Consider the following 23,598-nt stretch of genomic DNA (forward strand, 5'->3'; position numbering starts at 1 on the left):
CTATGAAAATTAAATTGAAAGATGCCGCCGACTTTGTCGGCGGTGTTGTTATTGGAAATCCTGAACTCGAAATTTCTAACATTGCAAAAATCGAAGAAGCAAAAGAAGGTGATCTTACATTTCTCTATCTCCCTGCTTACGAAAAATATCTCGAAACCACTAAAGCATCAGCTGTAATTATAAGTCCAGAATTTAAAAAGACAAGAACCGATATAAGTTATATTGAAGTTAAAAATCCTAATGTAGCTTTTCAAAAAATTATTAATACATTTTTAAAACCAAATTTAAATTTGATTGGCATCGATTCTACTGCTTCAATTCATCCAACTGCAAAAATTGGAAAAAATGTTGCAATAGGTAAAAATGTTGTAATATCAGAAAACTGTGAGATTGGAGATAACACTATAATCTTTCATAATACTGTAATAATGGACAATGTTAAAATTGGCTCAAATACTTTAATCTATCCTAACGTAACAATACGAGAAAATTGTGTGGTTGGAAATAATGTGATAATTCATTCAAACACTTGTATAGGTTCAGATGGATTTGGTTATGTTTTAAACGATAGAGGTGAATATGAAAAAGTTCCACAAATTGGAAATGTGGTTATTGAAGATGATGTTGAAATAGGTTCTAATGTTTCAATTGATCGTGCAGCACTTGGATCAACATTAATTAAAAAAGGTGTTAAAATAGATAACCTTGTTCAGGTAGCACATAATGTCGTTATTGGTGAACACACAGCCATTGCAGCTCAGGCTGGAATTTCTGGCAGTACAAAAATTGGAAAACATTGTATGATTGCTGGTCAATCTGGTTTTGTTGGTCACATTGAAATTGCAGATGGAACAATTATCGGTGCTCAAGCTGGTGTTTCAAAATCAATTAAGAAACCTGGAAAATATAGAGGTTCACCTGCCGAAGAAATGTCAACTCAATTAAGATTAGAAGCCCACGTAAGAAATTTACCTTCTTACTTAGAAAGAATTAAAAAATTAGAAGAAAAAATTGCATCTTTGGAAAGTAAAATTTTAGAATTAACAGAAAAAAAGGGTAATTAATGTTAGAATTACAAAGAACAATAGCTAAACCAGTTTCATTATCAGGTACTGGTTTACATACAGGTACATCATGTACTATTACATTTAAACCTGCTCCAGAAAATTATGGTATAAAATTTATCAGAGTCGACCTGGGAGGTAGCCCAGAGATTCCTGCTAATGTCGATTATGTTGTAGATCTATCTCGTGGAACAACACTCGGCATTGGCGAAGCAAAAGTTCATACAGTCGAACATGTACTCGCTGCAATTGCAGGCTTACAAATAGATAATATTATAATTGAAATAGATGGAATTGAACCACCTGTAGGCGATGGAAGTGCAATGCCTTTTGTCGAAAAATTACTCGAAGCAGGCTTTGTTACACAAAATAGTCCTAAAGATTATCTTGTTATTGATCAGACTGTTATGTATCACGATGAAGAAAAAAAAATTGATATTGTAGCACTTCCATTAAATGACTATAGAATAACAATTATGGTGGATTATCAAAATCCTGCTCTCGGAAGTCAACACACTGGTTTATTTAATCTCGAAAAAGAATTTGTTACCGAATTTGCACCTGCACGAACTTTTTGCTTTTTAAGCGAAGTTGAAATGCTTGCCGATCAGGGATTAATTAAAGGTGGAAATATCAATAATGCTGTAGTAATTGTTGACCATGAAATTGACGAAGAAGGATTAAAAAGATTAAAAGAAAAACTTAACCTTGCAGATGATATTTCTGTGACTCATGAAGGATTTTTAAGTAATAATGTTTTACGATTCAAAAATGAACCTGTAAGACATAAATTACTTGATATGCTTGGCGATTTAGCTTTAATTGGAGTTCCTATTAAAGCACAAATACTTGCAGCTCGTCCAGGACACAAAGCAAATGTAGAATTTGCAAAAAAAATTAGAACTCTTTATCAACAGAAAAAACTTGTTAAAAAATATCAACATGTTAAAAAAGAAGGCGTTGTTTTTGATGCAAATGCCATACAAAGAATTTTACCACATCGTTATCCATTTCTGCTCGTCGATAAAATTATTGATCTTGAACTGGATAAAAAAGTTGTAGGTGTAAAATGTGTTACAATTAATGAACCATTTTTCCCTGGTCATTTCCCTGGACAACCAATAATGCCCGGAGTTCTTATTATTGAAGCTATGGCTCAAGTAAGTGGAATATTAGTTTTAAATTCATTCATTGATCCAGCAAACCATCTCGTATATTTTATGAGCATTAACAATGCAAAATTTAGAAAACCTGTTGTACCAGGTGATCAATTAATTCTTGAAGCAGAAATAATTTCTAAAAAAACAAAATACTTTTCCATCAAAGGAACTGCTTATGTTGATGGAAATGTTGTAGCCGAAGCAGAATTTATGGGTGCAATTGTAGATAAAGAAAATAAACCTCAGAACTAAATACTATTGATATGAATAAAATTCATTCAACCGCAATTGTTAGTCCAAAAGCAAAATTAGGCGATAACATTGAAATTGGTCCATACACAATCATTCATGATGATGTTGAAATTGGTAATGATTGTATTATTGGTCCACATGTAGTTGTTTATAATGGTGCCAGAATTGGGAGTCGTGTAAAAATATTTCAGGGAGCCTCTGTTTCCAACCTGCCACAGGATTTAAAATATGCAAATGAAGAAACTTACCTTTATATTGGAGATGATACAGTAATAAGAGAATTTGCAACTCTTCATAAAGGAACTGCTGCTACCGGAAAAACTGTGATAGGAAATAATTGTTTACTGATGGCTTATGTTCATGTTGCACATGATTGTGTAATTGGAAATAAGGTGATAATTTCAAATGCAACTCAAATTGCCGGTCATGTTCAAATTGAAGATGTAGTTATAATTGGTGGACAGGGGGCGGTTCATCAATTCTGTAAAATTGGTCAACATGCTATGGTTGGTGGTGGTGGAATGGTTGGAACAGATATTCCTCCCTATTCACTCGTAAGTGGATATCCCGCAAGATTTATGGGCTTAAATACTGTTGGACTTAAACGCAGAAATTTTTCAAGCGAAGATATTAATACATTAAAAGAAGCATATAGAATATTTTATAACTCTGGTTTAAATCATTCTGCTGCACTTCAAAAATTAAAAGAAAAATACTCCGAACATCCACTCGTCAAAAATATAATAAAATTTATTGAATCTTCTGAACGCGGTGTAGTACGAAGATGAAATGGTTTCTGATAGAATTCTTAGAAGCTCCAGGTCAATACAACATGCAATTTGATCTGGAGCTTGCAAAAATTTGTAAAGATAATGAAGCTTATCTTAGACTATATAAATGGAAACCATATTGTATTTCACTTGGAGCTCATCAAAAATTCGAAGATATTAATCTTCAAAAAGCTGAGAAAGATGGAATTGATGTAGTAAAAAGACCAACTGGTGGACGGGCAATTCTTCATGCAGAAGAAATTACTTATTCTGTTATTCTCCCTTTTTCCAGAATTAATAGTGCAAAAGAAGTTTATCAAAAAATTTCCTTCGCCTTGATTGAAGGATTAAAACTTTATCATCCTGTTTTTCATAACCTTGAATTAGAAAATAATCAACCAGATTTTCTCAAACTACTGAATCAACCATCTGGAATTATTTGTTTTGGAAGTTCTGCTAAAAACGAAGTTAAATTTAATGGCAGAAAATTAATTGGCAGTGCTCAGAGAAAATTAAACAACGTAATTCTTCAGCATGGTTCGTTATTATGCGGAAAATATCACAGAAATTTAGTTGATTACATTAATACTGATGAAACTACCAGAACTCAACTAAAAAATGAAATATCTCAAAAAACAATTGAAGTAGAAACAATTACTGGAAAACAGGTTGATTATATTAAACTTTCTGAATGCTTGATAAATGGCTTTAAGAAAGTATGGGATATTGAATTTGATAAATCTGAAATAAATTTGTCAATCCTAAAATAATTGCTTCATTGAATTTCCATCAGAACAATCTTAATATTATTTTTCAATTTGAAAATAATTGAATACTTATTGCTATGAAAAATATTTTTGTAATCGTATTAATTTTTAGTTCATTACTCTTTTCACAATCACTTAGTGAATACGATTTTTATTTAAAAGGTTCTTCGGTAATGGATATCTGCAGTGATGGTAAGGATATCTGGATTGCTACAAATGGATCTGGTATATTTAGATATATTCCATCACAAGATAAATGGGAACAGTACTCAACACTAAAAGGAAATTTACAACACGACTTTTTTTATTGCATAACTGCTAACGAAGATTATGTATGGGCAGGCTCAATTGATGGTCTTTTTATTTATGATAAAAATAGAAACTTCTGGACAAAAAGAAAATTTGCTCTTGGTGGTCAACTTTCAAACTGGATTCGTTCGATTGCTTATGACAAATATGAAAATGTTGTATGGATAGGAAGATTTCAGTATCTAACAAAATATGATTTGAAAACTAAAAGATTTACAGACTATAATTTAAAGATTAACAATAACGAAAAAACAAATACAATAAAAACAATTCTTGTTGATGGTGATAGTATTGTATGGTTCGGAACAGAAGCTGGTTTGCATAAGTATGATAAATCAAAAGATTTGAACAGTCCTGATGCAATTACATTTTACGACAATCGTTATAATTACTTCAATGGAGAAGGTGAGCAAGTTTCTATTTCAACAATATTACTGGAAAGAAATTTCATCTGGATTGGTCTCGATGAATTTATTACTGCTGAAAGACCTGAATTCAATCTCGGTGGTTTATTCAGGTATAATCGTAAAAATGAATGGATTAGATTTGACAATACTAATGGATTACCAGCTAATGGAATTTATGATCTTGAAAGAACAGGCAATTATATCTGGGTCTCTCTTTATCAATTTGGAAAAGAAACAAAAGAATTATATGGTCGTGGACTTGTATTAATAAATAGAATTAATAATAAAATTATTCCAATAAACGATGAAAGAATTCCTAAAACAATAAACAAAATTTTTTTTGATGGCACCTACTTGTGGCTTGGTTCAGAAAATGGTCTAATAAAAATAAATTTCTTTAATCAACTTGCACAATGGAGATAATAAAATGTTGAACACTACATTAAAACAATTAAACAAACTCAAGAAAAAATTTTATAATAAAAAAATTGCAATTATTGGAGATATGATGCTCGATTGTTATTACTGGGGCGAAGTAAGTAGAATTTCACCAGAAGCTCCAGTACCAATTGTAGCAGTTGATAATGAATTTTCAAGATTTGGTGGTGCAATGAATGTAGCTCATAACATTTTAAAGCTTGGTGGAATTCCTCTTCCTATTGGTGTAATAGGTAATGATCATAACGGAAAAAACTTGCTTGATTTAATGTCGCAGGCAAAAATCAATAATCGATTTATAATAATTGATAAAACAAGACCAACAACTACAAAAACAAGAGTAATTGCAAATAATCAACATATTGTAAGAATTGATAAAGAAGATACAACTCCTATCAATTCCAGAATTGAAAATAAAATTATAGAGATACTTAAAAAAAATATTAAACAAATTGATGCAATTATTCTGGAAGATTACAATAAAGGTGTTCTAACAGCCAGATTAATAGAGCAAATAATTTCTATTGCAAATGAATCAAAAAAAATTATTACTGTTGATCCTAAATTCAATAATTTCTTTTCCTATAAAAATGTTACTGTCTTTAAACCTAATAGAAAAGAAACTGAAGATGTACTTGGCATAAAAATAAAAACTCCTGAAGATGTAACTAAAGCAGGAAATATTTTAATGGAAAAATTAAAAGCAAAGTATGTTTTACTTACATTAGGAGAAGAAGGCGTTGCTTTATTTGAAAACGGACAGATTGAAAGAAAAATTCCTACAAAGGCAAGAAAAGTTGCCGATGTATCTGGAGCAGGTGATACTGTAATTTCAACATTAACTATTGCTCTGGCTGCTGGTGCAAAAATTTATGATGCAGCTTATTTAGCTAATTTTGCTGGTGGACTCGTTTGCGAAGAAGTAGGAATCGTTCCTATTTCAATTGACAAATTATTTAATGAAGTAATCGAAGAGATTAATAATGGAAAGAATTAAATCCATTGATGAACTTCTAACCATAAGAAGTGAATTAAAAAAACAAAACAAAATTGTTGTTTTTACAAATGGTTGTTTTGATATTTTACACGCTGGTCACATTGATTATTTGAATAAAGCAAAAGCTCTTGGCGATGTTCTATTTGTTGCAATTAATTCAGATTTATCGATGAAAAAAATTAAAGGAGAAAAAAGACCAATCGTACCACAAAACGAAAGAGCATTTATTATTTCAAACCTGAAAGCCGTTGATTATGTCACAATATTTGAAGAAGAAACTCCTTATGAAGTTATTAAAAAATTAGTGCCTGATGTTTTAGTTAAAGGTGCTGATTGGTCTAAAGATAAAATTGTTGGAAGTGATATTGTAATTGCTGCAGGCGGTAGAGTCGAAACAATTGAATTCGTTAACTTTCAATCAACAACAAATATAATTAATACTATTCTTGAGAGATTTAAAGATAAATGATAGATGAATTAGTAAAACCAAAAAGAAAACGCTCTCTATTCAGAAAAATTATAAATGTCTTTATTGGCATTTTTCTGGGAATTGTGTGTTTATTAATCATCTTTATTGGTTTTTCACAAACAAGAACTTTTCGTGAACTTTTTAGAAAAAAAGTAATTGAACTTGTTAATAAAGAAATTAATGGTAAAATTAATATCGAAAAAATTGAAGGAACAATTCTCACTTCCCTTTTCTTGAGAAATACATCCCTGTTAACCGAGAACGATACTCTTCTTTATGCAAAGAATATTGAGATTAAAACAAGTCCCCTTCAACTTATTCTAAAAAAAATCTATGTAAGAAAAATCTCTCTTGAAAATCTAAAAATTAATTTTCTGCAAGATGAAAATGGATTATGGAATTACGAAAAATTACTTAAACCTAAACCAGAAGATACCACAAAATCTAAATTCCCCTTCTTTATTCAGGTAAACGATCTACAATTAAAAAACATAAATTTTGTTAAACAGTCTTTTGAAAATATAAGATCAGAAAAATTTTATAACACTCTAAATTACAATGACATTAGAATCACGAATTTGAATTTATCAGCTCAAGCATTTATTGATATTAAAAATTCTGACTTCCTAATATTATTGAATAAATTCTCATTCAAACCAAATCTTAATCACTTTACACTAAAAAATATTTCTGGAAATTTTGCCATCACTAAAAATTTTGCAAGTGTCTCCAACTTTGTACTCGAAACCGATAGCAGCAATATTCAATTAGATGCTAAACTCGATAGTTTAAATATTCTTGAAAACACTAATTTAGAAGGTTTTAAAAATTGTCCAATACAAATTGATCTTAATATAAAACAGTTCAGTTTCACAGATTTATCTTCGTTTATTGAAAGCACTAAAATCCTAAAAGGCTCTCCTTCTTTAAAATTAAATGCCAGTGGTAAATTCGGTGATTTTAATATTCAAAAACTTGTACTCGATTATCGTGATTCTCATATTGAATTAAAAGGAAGAATGCTCAACCTTAACAATCCAGAAAATCTTTTTATAGATGCTAAGATTATTGATACAGACATAAATTACAAAGATGCTATAGCCTTACTACCAGAATTAAAACTTCCTGAATTTGCTAAACTCTCCGTCTCTTCTGTCAATATTGAATTTAATGGTGAACCAACAAATTTTAATGCTAAGTTTAGTGGAAACATAGAAAATGGAAAATTAATTTTTGATTGTTCACTTAATTTAAAAGAGCAACCAATTTCATATAATATTAAATTCCAGACAAACGAAATAAATTTAGAACCATTAATTGGTTATAGTACTCTTCTCAATGCTTATGGTGATGTAAATGGAATAGGTGTAAAACCTGCTGACTTAAAAACAGATTTTAAATTAACAATTGAAAATTCTATAATTAACGAAATCCCGATCGATAAATTTACTGCAACAGCTAAAGCAGAAAATAAAAATATCAATTTAGATATTGAAGGATATTCAAAATCAACAGAAGCAATCTTTTTAGGTGACATAGATTTTAAAAATGATTCAATCCCCATTTATAGTATTGTAGGAAGCTTAAAACACCTTAACTTATCTGAATTCACAAAAGAAGATAAAGACAAAAGCAATCTTAATTTCTATTTCAGTGCTGAAGGACAGCATATCAATCCCGATAGCATAATTGGTACATTTTCATTTGGTATTGATTCATCAAAATTTAGAAATACAGATATAAAATTCTCAAACATTGATTTAATACTAAAAAAAGAAAATAATCATAGAACAATAAATATTGTTTCAGATTTTATAGACTTTAATATTGAAGGCGATTTTCTATTAAGTGATGCCATAAATCTTCTTTCTTACGAATCAAATACTATTTCAAAAATTATTTCTGATAAATTAAAGCAACTGAATCCTTTAGCTATTATTTCAAAAGAAACTAAAGAAGATACTTTAGTAACAACAATTCCTGATATTGCAAAAAAAGATCTTGCGTTCGACTTCAATTTTAAATTGAAAGACTTTAGCTTAATAGCTTCGATACTGAACAATGAACGATTAGATATTGTTGGTTCAGGAAAAGGTTTTATTAAAAATGAATCATCAAATTTTTCAATCAATACTTCTCTCGATATCGATTATTTTGTACTAATGCAGAATGGCGAAACAATTTATATCTCAGATTTAATAACAGACATAAATTTCACGAGAAATAATAATTCCCTATCATTCAATAAATTATTTGGAACAACTTCTCTAACTGGTAAAAGATTTTATAATGGTGGCAACATTGAAAATATAGAACTGGATTTTGTATTCAATCAAAGCAAATTATTTTTTAATATTTATGCAGCAGTAGAAAATTCTGCAAAAACATCTGCAGAAGGTTATATTTTATTATCTCCCGTAGAACAACAACTTCTATTGAGCAATTTATCTATCGACTACAAAAATATGTTATGGAAAAATCCTGATACAATTAAAATAAACTTTAATCCAAACTACTTTAAAATTAATAGCTTTGTTCTAAAATATGATACTTCTTTAATATCATTAAGTGGAATTATTGAATCCACTGGTAAACAAAATCTAAGATTAAATGCAAATAACATTTCTGGTAAAGTTCTGAGTAATTATTTATTTGGCACAATAAATCCTTTCCTGAAAGCAGATTGTGATATAAATGTATCAGTAAATGGCGAATTTAATAATCCAAGAATATCAGCAAATATAAAGGTGAACGATATTTCATATGCTCAAAGAAAATTAGGTTATCTTTCTGGAATATTAAATTATGAAAATAAAGTAATCGACACAGATTTAAGATTCTTAGATTCAACTTATAATTATAATCAACCATTAATAACAATAAGTGGGACAGTACCGATAAACTTAAGTTTTGGTTCAGTCAAAGATAGAATCATAAAAGATGAAGAAATAGATATTAAAATAAAATCAGAGAACTTCAATTTGAGCTCGCTTGGAAATCTTATTCCATTTATTAAAGAACAGAGAGGTCACTTAGTTGCTGATGTAGATATTAATGGTAAACTTGACGAACCAAGATTTGCTGGTTATTTAAATTTACTGGATGGATATCTTGTATCAATAAATAATAATCTACCTTATCGTTGTGGTTTAAAATTAACATTCAACAAAAATGAAATTACAGTGGATAGTTTATCTCTATCAAATGCTGGAGGTACAAAATACGGTGGTGATATTCTTGGCTCGGGAAAAATTTTATATGAAGGCTTTGAAATAAAAGATGTATCAATAAACTTAATAGGAAAACTTGCAATATTAAGTCAACTTTCTAAATCCAGCAGTCCACAAATTTATGGCGATCTTGTTATTGAAACGAATCCACAATGGACTGTGACCTTAAAAGACAATAGATTATTTTTGAAAGGAAACGTTTTACTTAAAAATACTAATCTTATTTATACAGTAAGCAGTGATAATTATCAGGCTACGAACAATAATTTAAACATTACTTATGTAGTCGACTCCACAAAAATTGATAAAGAACTACTTCGATTTGCCGAAATACTTGAAGCCGAAAAAAGTATTAAAAAACAAAATGATAAATTAAAAGAAAAAGAACTTAAGTTTGATTATGATTTAACAATTAAAATAGAAGATACTGCTCAAATGTTATTTATTCTGTCACAGGCAGCAAATCAAAAGTTGTTTGTAGAAACCACAGGTGAATTAAAGTATGAATATATTGATGGGATTACTCGTGCTCAGGGATTTTTCCAGTTAATGCAAGGTTCTAAGCTCGAATTCTTTAAAACATTTAATGCCGAAGGGGTAATAAGATTCGAAAGCAATATTACAAATCCGTATCTCGATATAGTTGCAACTTACATAAGCGATTATCTTAATCCAAGAGACGCAAATGCCACAGCTCAAGAAGTTGCTGTAAAAATTAATATTAAAGGACCACTTTCTGAAATTGGTAAAAATTTAGCAAACAATCCTGAAAGCATTGGAGTTTATGTTGGAACAAGAAATATTCAAAACAATATAAAGGATAATCGTTACGATTATTCAGATGCATTTTCTTTTATTCTACTGGGAAAGTTTAAGGACGACTTAACAGCACAGGATAGAGCAGAAACAGCAGGTTTAATTACAGATGTTCAAAGTACTGCAACTTCGTTCTTAGGTGCAATGCTTACAAGTTTTGTGAACTCAGCTGTGGGTGATCTGGTTAATAACATACAAATAACAAGAATTGGAGAATATACAAAATTTAGTTTCTCGGGAAGAATTCAAAATCTTCGCTATAGCATTGGTGGTACAACAGAAGTATTTCAAAACATTAACAAAGCTAATATTAAAATTGAATATCCGTTTAATCCTAATTTCTTAATTCGTTTAGAAAGGAAAGATCCTGTTGTTCAAAAATATAGCCTTGAAGAAAAAATAAATGAATTAGCACTAAAATATAGGTTATTATTCTAATGAAGAAAAAAATTAAGTCATTCTTTAAAAGTAATCCATTTCTCAAAATCAAAACAAAAGATTTAGCTGAAAGACTCGGCATTTACGATAACTTTCAATATGCCGAGCTAAAACATTATTTACATAATTTAACAGAAGAAGGATATCTCGAAAAATACGGTAAGTATTATCAGCTTAATCGATATGGTACCGAGAAATTAATTGGCGTTTTACAGATAATTTCTCGAGGAGACTATGGCTTTGTTGTTTTAAAAAATCAAAACATCAAAGATGTCTTTATTGCAGGGAAAAATCTTAATACAGCCTTCGATGGTGATCTTGTCGAAGTAAAACTTTTCCAAAAAAGAAAAGGAAAAAACATCGAAGGTACAATTGTAAATGTAATTGAACGAAGTAGAAAAGAAATAACTGGAATACTTCAAAAAAGTAATTCATTTTATTTTGTTATTCCTGATGATAAAAAAATTCATAGAGATATTTACATTTCATCAAAAAATTTAAATGGTGCTAAATCTGGAGACAAAGTTGTTGTTGGTAATATCAAATGGGTATCTCCCGAATTAAATCCAGAAGGAAAAATAATAGAAGTTCTTGGTAAAGCAGGTACTTTTGATGTTGAAATAGCATCCATTGCTCGCGAATTTGAACTTCCATATAAATTTCCAGAATCTGTCTTAAAAGAAGTTGAAAAAATTTCTGAGGAAATACCACAATCTGAAATTAAAAAACGAATTGATTTAAGAGATAAAATAGTTTTTACAATTGATCCCGAAGATGCTAAAGATTTTGATGATGCTGTATCGGTTGAAAAATTAGATAATGGAAATTTGTTACTCGGAATTCATATTGCAGATGTAAGTCACTATGTTAAAGAAAATTCTGCAACATATAAAGAAGCTCTAAAACGAGGGACAAGTGTTTATCTTGTTGGAAAAGTTATTCCAATGCTTCCCGAAAAATTATCAAATCAAATTTGCTCACTTATTCCTGGAAGAGATAGACTAACTTTCTCTGTTTTTGCCGAAGTTACTCAATCTGGCAAGGTTGTTAATTATGAAATTAAAAAATCAATTATAAATAGTAAGCGAAGATTTACCTACGATGAAGTCCAGAAAATTATTGACGAAGGTAAAGGTGAATTTTACGAACAAATTTCTCTATTAAATAAAATTGCAAAAATTTTAAGAGAAAAAAGAATAAAGAAAGGCAGTATAAACTTTTTTAGCCCTGAAGTTGTCTTTAAACTGGATAAAAATGGAAAACCTATAGAAATAAATATAAAGAAAGTCGGAGAAAGCCATAATTTAATTGAAGAGCTTATGTTATTGGCAAATCAAATAATTGCTACACATGTTAAGCCTAAAAAAGGAGCTGAGGAATATCCTTTTGTATACCGTGTACATGATCAACCTGATAAAGAAAAAATTGATGAATTTGCAAGATTCGTTCGTTCTCTGGGATATTCTTTTGATCCTAATAGTTCAAATAAATCTAAAGAATTTCAGAAATTACTTGATAGTGTTAAAGGTACAGAAGAAGAAGCAGTTGTAAACGAAGTAGCTATTCGTTCTATGGCAAAGGCAATTTATTCAACAAAAAATATTGGACATTATGGACTCGGTTTTAAGTATTATACACATTTTACTTCGCCAATTAGAAGATTCCCTGATTTAATTGTTCACAATCTTATTTACAATTTCTTAGAAAACAAAATGGAGAAAAAATATAATATTGAAGAATTGGAAAAAATTTGTCAACATGCATCCGAACGTGAAAGAACAGCAGTTGATGCAGAAAGATTATCTGTTAAACTGAAACAAATTGAATTTCTCAAAGGTAAAGTTGGTGAAAGATTTCAGGGAATTGTATCTGGAATTACTAATTTTGGAATTTTTGTTGAACTCAGTCAAACACTTGCAGAAGGTTTAATAAGATATCGTGATATGGAAGATGATTATTATGTATTCGATGAAAAAAATTATTCAATATTTGGTAAAAGAACAGGTCGTAGAATTCGCCTTGGAGATAAAGTAAATGTAAAATTAATTCGTGTAGACGAAGAAAAAAGAGAAATCGATTTTGCTCTGATCAATTAATTACTCAGCTTTTATAATAAGCGAGGTAAATATGCAAAAGTTTATTCTTTTAATTGTGACTAACTTAATTATAACCTGCTCACTTTTTGCACAATTTGGGCAGAACAGAGTTCAATATAAAAATCATGAATGGTTTTATATTCAAACTAAACATTTTGATATATACTTTGCAAAAGGTGGCGAAAGAATTGCTGAATTTACTGCTGCTGTGGCAGAAGATGCTCTTCTTAAACTTCAACAGGATTTTAATTACGAAATTAATAATAGAATAATTCTTGTAGTATACAACTCACATAATGATTTTCAAGAAACCAATATAACCGATGAATATCTTGGTCAGGGTGTTGGTGGATTTACCGAACCATTTAAAAATCGAGTTGTCTTCCCTTTCGAAGGTTCTTATGAAAAATTTAGACATGTTATTCATCACGAACTTGTTCATGCTGTTATGCAGGATATGTACTTTGGTGGATCAATTCAGAATGTAATTTCTAAAGGAATAACATTACAACTTCCCCACTGGTTTATGGAAGGAAGCGCAGAATATTTTTCGCAGGGCTGGGAAACTTATACTGACATGTTTATTCGAAATGCAATTATTAGCGAATCTCTTCCAGATATTAATCAATTAACTGGATATCTTGGCTATCGCGGAGGTCAATCTGTTTTTAAATATATCGCGGATACTTATGGACGACAAAAATTAGGTGAACTTATTAATAAAATTCAGGGACTCGGTTCACTTGAATCTGCTCTAAAATCTTCAATTGGAATAGACTTCGAAGAATTAAATGAACGATGGAAAAAAAGCCTTAAAAAGGAATACTGGCCAGATATTGCAAAGTATCAGGATCCAGATGAATTTGCAAAAAGATTAACTGACAACAAAAAATCTTATGGCTTTTATAATACAAGTCCCGCAATTTCACCACAGGGAGATAAAATTGCATTTATTTCAGATAGAGATATTTTTCTTGATGTTTATATAATGGATGCAATAACTGGTAAAGTTATTAAAAAAATTGTTGAAAGTGGTAAAACTACAGACTTTGAAGAATTAACTGTTCTTCATCCATTAATTACATGGTCTCCAGATAATATTAGAATTGCACTTTCAACTAAAAAAGCTGGCTACGATGTAATAACAATCATAAATACAAATAATCAAGAAAGTTACGATTTACCATTTAAATTCGATGGCATTGAATCAGTTGACTGGTCACGCGATGGCGATAAATTAGTATTTAATGCACATAACTCAATCCAATCAGATATCTACATATACAATTTCAAAACAAATGAACTAATAAATATTACAAACGATATTTTTAGCGATACCGATCCAGTATGGACTCCAGATTCAAAAAAAATCATATTCGCTTCAGATAGAGGAGATATCACTAATCCATCGTTGCTGAATTCAGACTTTCTTATGAGCAACCACAATTATAAACAATTAGATCTTTATGCAATTGATGTTGAAACCAGAGTAATTACAAGAATAACCGACTGGCAACTAAGCAATGAAAGATTTCCTGTAGTATCTCCAGATGGTAAAGAAATTTTATTTATTTCAGATCAAAATGGAATAAACAATATTTACAAAAAGTCAATAGAGATTTTAAATTCACCAGATAATAAATCACTTACAGAAATAAAAGCATTCCCTATTACAAATTCGTTAAGCGAAATTAGTCAACCTTCAATTACTTATGATGGAAAGAAACTTGTTTTTACTGCTTTATACAAACTTGGCTATAACATTTTTATGTTAAATAATCCATTTGAAATGAATCCTATTGCAGATTCACTGGAGCCAACAAAATATATGACTTTGCTAAAAACAAAAAAAGATACAACACCTGCTCTGTTTACTTCTGAAAAAGATACGACAAAAATTGATTCAATAAAAATTGCTTCAAGAACAGAATCAGAAGAAAAAGCTGATTCTACCAGTATTGAAGGAAGAAAATTTTTTGTTGGACAATATATTGGTCATAAAGAAGATCAAAAAGATTCTACAAAAACAGATTATAGTCGTTATATATTTGGAGCAACAGATGAAGAAAGTGACAGTGCAAGAATAGCAAAACGGAATCAACTCTTCACCGAAAAGTTAGATGAAAAAGGAAACTTCCTTGTTAATCGATACAAAGTAAATTTTTCACCTGATTTAATTTATGCTAATGCTGGATATAGCACTCTCTATGGTTTACAGGGAACAACAATACTTGCATTTAGTGATATACTGGGTAATCATAGATTAATTGGAATTACCAGTTTACAAATTGACATTAAAAATAGTGATTACGGATTAGCTTATTATTATCTCGAAAAAAGATTAGACTTTGGAATAGAAGGATTTCATACTGCAAGATTTTTATACAGAACTTCATTCTTTGGATACGATTTATATCGTTTCAGAAATTTTGGCTTAGTAACTTCTTTTAGTTATCCATTTAATAGATTTTATCGACTCGACGGTTCTTTAAGTCTTATGAGTGTAACAGCAGAAAATCTTGATAACATTTTTGAACCTATAGATAAATCAACTTATCTTGTCCCTGCTTTAAGTTTTGTACACGATAATACTCTTGATGGATATACATCTCCAATCGAAGGAACACGATATAACTTAACTGTGTTTGGAGATCCCGGATTATCTCGAAAGCAACAGAGCTTTTATTCAATAAATTATGACTATAGAAAATATTATCGTTTCTTCTTTGATTATTCATTTGCTGTAAGATTATCTGGAGGATATTCTGGAGGTGCAAATCCACAGAGATTTTTTATTGGTGGAACAGAAAACTGGATTAATAGAAGTTTTGCTACACAGGACATTCCAATTCAAAATGCATCTGATTTTGCATTTTTATCTCCTGCTATGCCTTTGCGTGGTTACGATTATGCTGAACAAATTGGAACTAAATATTCATTGCTTAACTTAGAACTTCGTATGCCTTTAATTAGATATTTAGTTACAGGTCCACTCCCTCTTCTATTTCAGAATATACTCGGTGTAGCATTTCTCGATGCAGGTTCTGCCTGGAATAATACACAAAAATTAAAACTTTTTGGCAGAAATCAAGAAAATAGTTTAATAACTCAAGATTTATTAATTGGAACTGGTTTTGGTTTCAGAATATATATGTTATTCTTATGGAAAATTGATATTGCCTGGAAATGGAATTTAGATAAATTTTCTACTCCAAGATATTATATCTCAATAGGTATGGACTTTTAAGAATATTCAAATTTAGGGAGAGAATAAATTTATTCTAATAAATAAAATTTGAACACAGGTGATTAACAACTTATTAATGTTTACATCACCTGTGTTCATTTTTCTTATCTACTTCTTCCCTGAATTATTAGAAGTGTTATTATTCTTCATTTTATAATCTGTATGATAAAAACCGGTGCCTTTAAAAATTGGTCCAGCACCTGCTCCTATTAACCTCTTTAATTGCCCTTTACATTTTGGACATACAGTTAACGGGGAATCTGTCATATTCTGAAATTCTTCGAAAATATAACCACAGTCTAAACATTTATAATCATAAGTTGGCATTACTAACCTCCATCACATTATTTTTTCTAAAAAAAGTAAATTTAATTTACAAAAATAATTAGAGTTTTCATTAAATACATCAAGTTTATTAATTACATTTTTTGCATATTAAACAACAAAATTTAATCGATTTATGAAAATAAAATTCTCATTAATATTTTTATTGATTTTAAGTGGTTGCCTAAATTATATGCAGGTAACCACAATAAAAAAAGATGGTAGCGGTAATATGTTTATTCATTACTGGATGAAGTGGACCAATCCAAGAGATTCAATCATCGTTGAACAATTAGGGCTTTTTAATCAAGATTCAGTTTATAAAGAATTTTCTTCTCAATATAGTTCTATTAAAAATGTAGAAGTTTATAGAGATTATGAAGATAGTACAATACATGCTAAAGTTGAACTTGAATTTAATAGTCTCGATTCACTTAATTCTACTCCTGTATTTAAGGATTCAAAGTTATCTATAAAAGATGGTGAAAAGAATACAAAGATATTTTCACAATTCATCAAACCAATTGCAACAGGGTTTGGATTTGAAAGTAAAAATTTTTCTATGACATTTATTTACTACTTACCTGGACAAATACTCGATCATAATGCTACAGAAATTTCGCGAAATAAATTAACATGGAAATATACCTTAGATGAAATTGGTACGGGAAAATATATAACTGCAACATACAGGCCATTTAAGTTAAAAGAGACTCCTTTATGGGTTTACATAGCTGCATTATTTGTACTTGTAATAGTAATTACATTTTTATTTACTAAAAAAGTTAAATAAATTTAAATATGTAAGCTAAAATCACAGGTTTGACTAACCTTTTTGATTTACTTATATTTCGCAGCAATTTTTAAAAACATATAATAAATTTAAGTTGGAAACAGAACCATTAATTTTCTCTGGTAGTGCAAATCCAGAATTAACAAAAAAAATTTGCAAGTACCTTAAATTACCAGAAGGAAAAGTTTATATTAAAAGATTTAATGATGGTGAAATCTGGACAAAATTTATTGATAATGTACGTGGCCAGGATGTATACATTGTTCAACCCACGCAACCGCCAGCAGAGAATTTAATGGAATTATTAATAATGCTCGATGCTGCTAAAAGAGCATCAGCAAAGCGTGTTACTGCTGTTCTTCCATATTTTGGTTATGCACGACAGGATCGCAAAGATCAACCAAGAGTATCAATTTCTGCAAAGTTAGTTGCTAACTTAATTACTGTGGCGGGTGCAGATAGAGTAATTACTATGGATTTACATGCAGCTCAAATACAGGGATTTTTTGATATTCCATTTGATCATCTTTATGCGTCACCAATTTTTACACCTTTATTTAAAGGTAAAATCAAAAATCTTGTAGTTGCATCACCTGATGTTGGTGGAATAAAACTGGCTCGTTCTTATGCAAATAGATTAAATGCAGGTTTAGTTGTAATAGATAAAAAGAGAGCAAAACATAACGAAGTTGCAGAAATGAATTTAATTGGTGATGTCGATGGTAAAAACGTATTGATTGTTGATGATTTAATCGATACAGGTGGTACAATAGTTAAAGCTGTTGAAAAATTAAAAGAAAATGGAGCAAAAGAAATTTATGGAGCAATTACACATCCACTATTATCAGGAGATGCAATAGAAAAAATAGATCAATCACCAATTACAAAATTGTATGTTACAGATAGTATTCCATTAAAAGAAAAATCAAAAAAAATAGTTGTAAAATCTGCTTCTTCGCTATTAGCCGAAGCCATAATTAGGTCTAATAGAAATCAATCAATAAGTTCGCTTTTTGATATAGATAAAGATAAAATTTAGTTAAGTATAATTAGGAGTTAATTAAAATGTTAGAAATAAGTATTAAAGCAAAAAGAAGAACCATATCAACAAAAAGTGTGGTTAATAAATTAAGAAAAGCAGGAAATGTTCCGGGTATTTATTATTCCAAAGGAACTGAGCCAGTTCCAATTTATGTTCCAGAATTATCATTAAGACCTCTTGTTTATACTTCAGAAACACACATTGTTAATTTAACAATTGATGATTCTGAACCAATAAAAACAATATTAAAAGATTATCAACTTGATCCTGTAACCGACAGAATAATACACTGTGATTTTATGGGAATCTCTCTAGATCAAAAAATAGAATTAGAAGTACCTGTTGTTATTCAGGGAACCGCAATTGGTATTAAAGAGGGTGGTTTATTGCAACATCAAATGCATAGACTTAAAATTGAATGTCTTCCCAATAATATTCCAGAACATATTGTTGTTGATATATCAAATTTAAAAATTGGTGAATCTATTCATGTTAAAGATCTAAAGCTTGAAAATATAAGAATACTTCACCATGAAGATGTTATTATAGCATCTGTTATACATCAAAGAGCTGCTGTTGAAGTTGAACAGCCTGTAGAGAGTGAAGAAACTCAAAAAGAACCCGAAGTAATTGCTAAAGGTAAAGTTGAAAAAGAGGAATAATTAAGTCTTGTATTCGGTTGTAGGCCTGGGCAATCCCGGCAAAAAATATGAATTGACAAGACATAACATTGGGTTTATAATACTGGATAGATTCGCTGAAAAACACAATCTTCACTTTAAAAAAAAATCTAGTTATTATTATGTGGAAGGTACGACCGGATCTTCCACGTTTTTTTTGATAAAACCTACTACTTATATGAACTTGAGTGGCATTGCAGTTCAAGAATTTTTATCCGAAAACAAAGTAGAAATGGAAAATCTTTTAGTTGTAGTCGATGATGTAAATCTTGATTTAGGTAAAATTAGATTAAGAAAAACAGGTAGCGATGGTGGACACAATGGGATAAAATCAATAATTAATTATCTTCAAAGCAATCAATTCCCCCGCTTAAGATTTGGTATAGGAAAAGATTTCAAGAAAGATGAAATGGCAGACTATGTCTTAAGTGAATTTACAGAAGATGAATTTCAAGAAATTAATAACAGTATAAACTTTTCTGTAGAACTTATAGAAAAATTTACTTTGGGTGGTTATAAATTAATGTCTGATTACTATAGTGTTACAAACAAGAAGATTTTATGAAATATTTCAAAATTTATTAATTTCTTTATATTTTAACTAAACTAAAATGCAATAATAAATTATATTGCAAGGCTTGTAAAATAATTTTATTTTTGAGACCTAATTTAATTAAAAACCCTGCTCCTTCTAATAAATAAGAAGGGGCCTTTAAGTCCAAAGGGAGGTGAAAAATAATGCGTACAAAAAGTTATGAAAGTGTTGTAATATTAAATGCAGCACTTGAAGACGAACAAATTGAAGCAACCATTTCACGGTTGCAGGAATTTATCACCACACACGGTGGTGAAATATTTGATATTGACAGATGGGGCCGTAAGCGTTTGGCTTATCCTATTCAAAAAGCAAAGAGCGGATATTATGTAATTTTCCGTTTTAATGCACCTACAAATCTAATCAGTATACTTGAAAGAAATTACAGATTAGATGAAAATATAATACGCTATTTAACAGTAACATTAGATAAGTTTGCATTAGAAGCAATTAAAAAACAAAAAGAAGCTTCCAAATCTGAAGAGCAATCTTCAGAAGAAGTTATAAATTCAAATAACGAAAGTATCGAATAACAAACTAAGTTAAGCATGGAGGTTACGATGGCTGAATTAAAGATGCCAGAACTAAACAGTGTAATAGTAGCAGGAAACTTAACAAAAGATCCTGTATTCAGACAAACATCAAATAACACACCTGTAGTTAATTTCCACATAGCAGCTAATAGAAGATACAAAGACAGCAACAACCAATGGCAAGAAGATGTTTGCTATGTAGGGGTTGTTGCATGGAACAAATTAGCTGATAGTTGTAGAGATCGCCTCAAGAAAGGCAGTGCTGTTTTAATTGATGGTGAATTACAAAGTAGAACATTTAAAACAGAAGATGGAAAAAACAGAACAATTGTTGAAATCAAAGCAAAGAGAATTCAATTTCTGAACAAATTTAATAAATCACAGAACAATGGAGAGAATAACGACGTTGTTGCTGAGAGTGATGATTCAGATTATGAAGATAATTCATTCGACAAATTCTTGACCGATGAAGAATCTGATCTGATGAAAGATAACAAATAAGACAATTTAGAGTAAAAAATGAAAAGTACAAAAAAAATAAAAAGAATTATTGAAGGTTATATCGACTACAAAGATGCCAAGCAACTCCAGAAATTTATTACGGATCAGGGGAAGATAATTCCCCGCCGTATTACTGGATTAAGTGCTAAACAACATCGTCAGTTAGTCAGAGCAATAAAAAGAGCTCGTCACCTTGCAATTCTACCTTTCGTTGCAGAAGCTGTTAAGTAAAAGGAGACTATAATGAAAGTAATTTTAAGAAAAAACTTTGAACAGCTTGGTAAAGTTGGTGATATAGTAACTGTTAAAGATGGTTATGCAAGGAATTATCTTATTCCTCGCCAAATAGCTTATCAGGCTACAAAAGGCAATATACGAGCATTAGAAGAAGAAAAAAGACAAATTCTTAAAAAAGAAGCTAAAGAACTACAAGCTGCCCAGGCTTTAGCAGCAGAGCTTGAAAAAGTATCGATTACCATTCCTGTAAAGGTTGGTGAAGAAGATAAAATTTTTGGTACTGTAACTAATCAGATGATTGCTGATGCACTAAAAGAAAAAGGATTCGACTTAGATAAACGCAAAATTGAAATTACCGAACCAATTAAATCACTCGGTATTTATAGTGTATCAATAAAACTACATCAGCAAGTTACAGCTACTGTTAAAGCTTGGGTTGTAAGAGAATAAATTTAAGCCGGTTCAATACCGGCTTTTTATTGTTTCCAACTAACTAATTCACAAACTAAAATTAAGATACGGAATGAAAGAGATAAGATTCAGGCTATTGCTGGTTTTAGGTTTTATTGCTCTTTCTGTCTACCTTTTAATTCCTACCTACAAAGATTATCGTAATAATCAAATTGTTACCAAACAACTTAGTACTTTAGAAGACAGTTTAAAAAAGAGCAATCCTGATTTATCAGCAATTCAAATTAAAGAATTCATTAACAATAAAAGAGATAGTATTTTATCTAATAATCCAGACTATCGTGCAGCTCGTGAGAAAAGAGTTAAGCTTGGTCTTGATCTGCAAGGTGGTATGTATCTCGTAATGGAAGTTAATACTGCCAAACTCCTTGAAAAATTAGCTAAAGACCCTGATGATCAATTCAATGAAATCTTAAAAGAAGCAGAAGCAGAATCAAAAATTTCTGATGAAAATGTTGTCTCAATTCTTGCTCGTAAAATGTCTGAAAAAGGAATTCGTTTGAGTAGATATTTTGGTTCAATACGTGAAGACGACGATAAAATAATTTCTCGATTATTAGAACAAGAAGCAGATGCTGTTACACGAGCAATTGAAATTATTCGTAATAGAGTTGATCAATATGGAGTTTCTGAACCTAATATTCAAAAACAGGGCTCAAGAAGAATTGTAATTGAACTCCCGGGTATTGCACGCGAAGAAGAAGCCAAAAGATTACTACAAGGAAGAGCATTACTCGAATTTAGATTGGTAAAAGATGCAGATATTGCTATACCAATTATGAAACGCATTGATGAAGTTTTGGCAGCTTCACTTAGAGGTGATACAATTTCCTTAGATACTACAAAAACTGCAAAAGCAGATACCGCTAAACAACAAAACTTAACAGAAGAACAATTTGCAAAAGAACATCCATTTTTTGCAATTGCAAGATTAATTGATCCTCAGGGAAGAATACCAGATGCATTTGTAAAAGAAACTGATCGACAAAAATTAAATGCATATCTTGAAAGACCCGAAGTTAAAAAAGTTATTCCCGATAATATTGAATTTCTTTATGATGCAAGGCCAGAAAAAGGTCCTGATGGAGCCAATTATTATAGATTATACATTTTAAACAAAAATCCAGAATTAACAGGCGGCGTAATTGTAGATGCTCAATCTAATATAGACCCTACAACATCAGCTCCTATTGTTACCATGCAAATGAATTCTGAAGGTGCCAGAGAATGGGCAAGAATTACCGGTTCAAACATCGGAAAAAGATGCGCTATTGTACTCGATGGAGTCGTTTATTCAGCTCCTGTAATTCAAAATAAAATACCTTCAGGAAATTCACAGATTAGTGGAATTCCAAATCTTGATGAAGCAAAACTTCTTGAAATTGTATTAAAAGCTGGTGCACTTCCTGCTCCAGTTGATATTATCGAACAAAGAAGCGTTGGTCCTTCACTGGGTCAGGATTCTATTAAACAAGGTTCTAATTCTGTTTTATTTGGATATCTCCTCGTTGCACTCTTTATGGCATTTTATTATAAAAAAGCCGGTACTATAGCAGACCTCGGTTTAATTGTTACTGTGCTACTAATACTTGGTGTTCTTGCTGGTTTCCAGGCTACATTAACATTACCTGGTATTGCTGGAATTGTATTAACAATGGGTATGGCAGTCGATGCAAATGTTATTATATATGAAAGGATAAGAGAAGAATTAGCAACAGGAAAAACTGATAGGGCTGCAGTTGATGCCGGATTTAAACATTCATTTTCAGCTATTTTCGACTCAAATATTACTACTTTCTTTACTGGTATCATTCTATATCAATTTGGTAGTGGTCCAGTTCAGGGGTTCGCATTAACACTTATGATTGGTATTATTACAAGTTTATTCTCTGCGTTAGTATTAGTTCGTATGATATTTGATTATATGCTATCAAAGGGATACAAAATTAATGTTGGTTAATA

20 protein-coding genes are annotated in these 23,598 nt (G+C 30.3%); 19 read left to right on the forward strand and 1 reads right to left on the reverse strand.

The genetic code is table 11. The annotated features are described in order from the left end of the window. Positions 1-2 precede the first annotated feature (2 nt). The 10 genes from lpxD to VJY38_RS02590 all read left to right on the forward strand — a co-directional run bounded on the left by lpxD (position 3) and on the right by VJY38_RS02590 (position 16,460). Positions 3-1,064, forward strand: coding sequence for a UDP-3-O-(3-hydroxymyristoyl)glucosamine N-acyltransferase (gene lpxD / locus VJY38_RS02545; protein ID WP_353679097.1), 1,062 nt, complete (start codon positions 3-5; stop codon positions 1,062-1,064). Next, positions 1,064-2,476 (forward strand): bifunctional UDP-3-O-[3-hydroxymyristoyl] N-acetylglucosamine deacetylase/3-hydroxyacyl-ACP dehydratase, encoded by a 1,413-nt coding sequence (locus VJY38_RS02550; RefSeq protein ID WP_353679098.1) that lies wholly within the window; start codon positions 1,064-1,066, stop codon positions 2,474-2,476. Before lpxD ends, VJY38_RS02550 begins: the two co-directional genes overlap by 1 nt. 11 nt (positions 2,477-2,487) lie before the next feature. Next, positions 2,488-3,264, forward strand: coding sequence for an acyl-ACP--UDP-N-acetylglucosamine O-acyltransferase (lpxA, locus tag VJY38_RS02555; protein ID WP_353679099.1), 777 nt, complete (start codon positions 2,488-2,490; stop codon positions 3,262-3,264). Continuing rightward, positions 3,261-4,016, forward strand: coding sequence for a lipoate--protein ligase family protein (locus VJY38_RS02560; RefSeq protein WP_353679100.1), 756 nt, complete (start codon positions 3,261-3,263; stop codon positions 4,014-4,016). Before lpxA ends, VJY38_RS02560 begins: the two co-directional genes overlap by 4 nt. Before the next feature lie 74 nt (positions 4,017-4,090). Then, the gene (locus VJY38_RS02565; protein WP_353679101.1) at positions 4,091-5,152 is read left to right on the forward strand and encodes a ligand-binding sensor domain-containing protein; all 1,062 of its coding nucleotides are present in this window, start codon (positions 4,091-4,093) and stop codon (positions 5,150-5,152) included. 4 nt (positions 5,153-5,156) lie between these two features. Beyond that, on the forward strand, positions 5,157-6,164 hold the full coding sequence (gene rfaE1 / locus VJY38_RS02570) for a D-glycero-beta-D-manno-heptose-7-phosphate kinase (protein WP_353679102.1): 1,008 nt from the start codon (positions 5,157-5,159) through the stop codon (positions 6,162-6,164). Continuing rightward, positions 6,151-6,633, forward strand: a complete 483-nt coding sequence (gene rfaE2, locus VJY38_RS02575; RefSeq protein ID WP_353679103.1) for a D-glycero-beta-D-manno-heptose 1-phosphate adenylyltransferase — start codon at positions 6,151-6,153, stop codon at positions 6,631-6,633. Before rfaE1 ends, rfaE2 begins: the two co-directional genes overlap by 14 nt. Next, positions 6,630-11,117: a translocation/assembly module TamB domain-containing protein gene (locus tag VJY38_RS02580; protein WP_353679104.1), complete on the forward strand. Its 4,488-nt coding sequence runs from the start codon at positions 6,630-6,632 to the stop codon at positions 11,115-11,117. The genes rfaE2 and VJY38_RS02580 overlap by 4 nt, the downstream gene beginning before the upstream one ends. Continuing rightward, positions 11,117-13,213 (forward strand): ribonuclease R, encoded by a 2,097-nt coding sequence (gene rnr, locus VJY38_RS02585; RefSeq protein ID WP_353679105.1) that lies wholly within the window; start codon positions 11,117-11,119, stop codon positions 13,211-13,213. The genes VJY38_RS02580 and rnr overlap by 1 nt, the downstream gene beginning before the upstream one ends. 31 nt (positions 13,214-13,244) lie before the next feature. Continuing rightward, positions 13,245-16,460, forward strand: a complete 3,216-nt coding sequence (locus tag VJY38_RS02590) for a peptidase MA family metallohydrolase (RefSeq protein WP_353679106.1) — start codon at positions 13,245-13,247, stop codon at positions 16,458-16,460. A 108-nt stretch (positions 16,461-16,568) separates the two neighbouring features. On the opposite strand, the gene VJY38_RS02595 is transcribed toward VJY38_RS02590, so the two are convergent. Further along, on the reverse strand, positions 16,569-16,787 hold the full coding sequence (locus VJY38_RS02595) for an FmdB family zinc ribbon protein (protein ID WP_353679107.1): 219 nt from the start codon (positions 16,785-16,787) through the stop codon (positions 16,569-16,571). A 133-nt stretch (positions 16,788-16,920) separates the two neighbouring features. Here VJY38_RS02595 and VJY38_RS02600 point away from each other — a divergent pair, with 133 nt between their 5' ends. The 9 genes from VJY38_RS02600 to secD all read left to right on the forward strand — a co-directional run bounded on the left by VJY38_RS02600 (position 16,921) and on the right by secD (position 23,596). Then, complete coding sequence (locus VJY38_RS02600; RefSeq protein ID WP_353679108.1) at positions 16,921-17,577, forward strand: hypothetical protein; 657 nt, start codon at positions 16,921-16,923, stop codon at positions 17,575-17,577. A gap of 94 nt (positions 17,578-17,671) precedes the next feature. Further along, a complete protein-coding gene (locus VJY38_RS02605; RefSeq protein ID WP_353679109.1) occupies positions 17,672-18,616 on the forward strand; it encodes a ribose-phosphate diphosphokinase in 945 nt (314 codons plus the stop codon). Positions 18,617-18,642: 26 nt separating this feature from the next. Then, positions 18,643-19,281 carry a 50S ribosomal protein L25 gene (locus VJY38_RS02610; protein WP_353679110.1) on the forward strand — a complete coding sequence of 213 codons (639 nt, stop codon included), beginning with the start codon at positions 18,643-18,645 and terminating at the stop codon, positions 19,279-19,281. A 7-nt stretch (positions 19,282-19,288) separates the two neighbouring features. After that, positions 19,289-19,864: an aminoacyl-tRNA hydrolase gene (pth, locus tag VJY38_RS02615; RefSeq protein WP_353679111.1), complete on the forward strand. Its 576-nt coding sequence runs from the start codon at positions 19,289-19,291 to the stop codon at positions 19,862-19,864. Positions 19,865-20,037: 173 nt separating this feature from the next. Beyond that, complete coding sequence (gene rpsF / locus VJY38_RS02620; protein ID WP_353679112.1) at positions 20,038-20,427, forward strand: 30S ribosomal protein S6; 390 nt, start codon at positions 20,038-20,040, stop codon at positions 20,425-20,427. Between the two features lie 27 nt (positions 20,428-20,454). Then, positions 20,455-20,928, forward strand: coding sequence for a single-stranded DNA-binding protein (locus VJY38_RS02625; protein WP_353679113.1), 474 nt, complete (start codon positions 20,455-20,457; stop codon positions 20,926-20,928). A gap of 18 nt (positions 20,929-20,946) precedes the next feature. Further along, entirely contained in the window at positions 20,947-21,159 is a 213-nt protein-coding gene (gene rpsR / locus VJY38_RS02630; protein WP_353679114.1) for a 30S ribosomal protein S18, read from the forward strand. Positions 21,160-21,171: 12 nt separating this feature from the next. After that, on the forward strand, positions 21,172-21,615 hold the full coding sequence (gene rplI, locus VJY38_RS02635; RefSeq protein ID WP_353679115.1) for a 50S ribosomal protein L9: 444 nt from the start codon (positions 21,172-21,174) through the stop codon (positions 21,613-21,615). A gap of 73 nt (positions 21,616-21,688) precedes the next feature. Further along, complete coding sequence (secD, locus tag VJY38_RS02640) at positions 21,689-23,596, forward strand: protein translocase subunit SecD (RefSeq protein WP_353679116.1); 1,908 nt, start codon at positions 21,689-21,691, stop codon at positions 23,594-23,596. Positions 23,597-23,598: the final 2 nt, after the last annotated feature.

The sequence above is a fragment of the Rosettibacter firmus genome, assembly GCF_036860695.1.
Lineage (GTDB): Bacteria > Bacteroidota > Ignavibacteria > Ignavibacteriales > Melioribacteraceae > Rosettibacter > Rosettibacter firmus.

Coding starts and splice junctions, on each gene's coding strand:
- VJY38_RS02560 (WP_353679100.1), top strand. CDS start 3,261: ATGAAATGGTTTCTGATAGAATTCTTAGAAGCTCCAGGTCAATACAAC.
- lpxA (WP_353679099.1), top strand. CDS start 2,488: ATGAATAAAATTCATTCAACCGCAATTGTTAGTCCAAAAGCAAAATTA.
- rfaE1 (WP_353679102.1), top strand. CDS start 5,157: ATGTTGAACACTACATTAAAACAATTAAACAAACTCAAGAAAAAATTT.
- rplI (WP_353679115.1), top strand. CDS start 21,172: ATGAAAGTAATTTTAAGAAAAAACTTTGAACAGCTTGGTAAAGTTGGT.
- rnr (WP_353679105.1), top strand. CDS start 11,117: ATGAAGAAAAAAATTAAGTCATTCTTTAAAAGTAATCCATTTCTCAAA.
- VJY38_RS02590 (WP_353679106.1), top strand. CDS start 13,245: ATGCAAAAGTTTATTCTTTTAATTGTGACTAACTTAATTATAACCTGC.
- VJY38_RS02550 (WP_353679098.1), top strand. CDS start 1,064: ATGTTAGAATTACAAAGAACAATAGCTAAACCAGTTTCATTATCAGGT.
- VJY38_RS02565 (WP_353679101.1), top strand. CDS start 4,091: ATGAAAAATATTTTTGTAATCGTATTAATTTTTAGTTCATTACTCTTT.
- VJY38_RS02595 (WP_353679107.1), bottom strand. CDS start 16,787: ATGCCAACTTATGATTATAAATGTTTAGACTGTGGTTATATTTTCGAA.
- lpxD (WP_353679097.1), top strand. CDS start 3: ATGAAAATTAAATTGAAAGATGCCGCCGACTTTGTCGGCGGTGTTGTT.
- VJY38_RS02600 (WP_353679108.1), top strand. CDS start 16,921: ATGAAAATAAAATTCTCATTAATATTTTTATTGATTTTAAGTGGTTGC.
- VJY38_RS02625 (WP_353679113.1), top strand. CDS start 20,455: ATGGCTGAATTAAAGATGCCAGAACTAAACAGTGTAATAGTAGCAGGA.
- VJY38_RS02610 (WP_353679110.1), top strand. CDS start 18,643: ATGTTAGAAATAAGTATTAAAGCAAAAAGAAGAACCATATCAACAAAA.
- rpsF (WP_353679112.1), top strand. CDS start 20,038: ATGCGTACAAAAAGTTATGAAAGTGTTGTAATATTAAATGCAGCACTT.
- rfaE2 (WP_353679103.1), top strand. CDS start 6,151: ATGGAAAGAATTAAATCCATTGATGAACTTCTAACCATAAGAAGTGAA.
- secD (WP_353679116.1), top strand. CDS start 21,689: ATGAAAGAGATAAGATTCAGGCTATTGCTGGTTTTAGGTTTTATTGCT.
- VJY38_RS02580 (WP_353679104.1), top strand. CDS start 6,630: ATGATAGATGAATTAGTAAAACCAAAAAGAAAACGCTCTCTATTCAGA.
- rpsR (WP_353679114.1), top strand. CDS start 20,947: ATGAAAAGTACAAAAAAAATAAAAAGAATTATTGAAGGTTATATCGAC.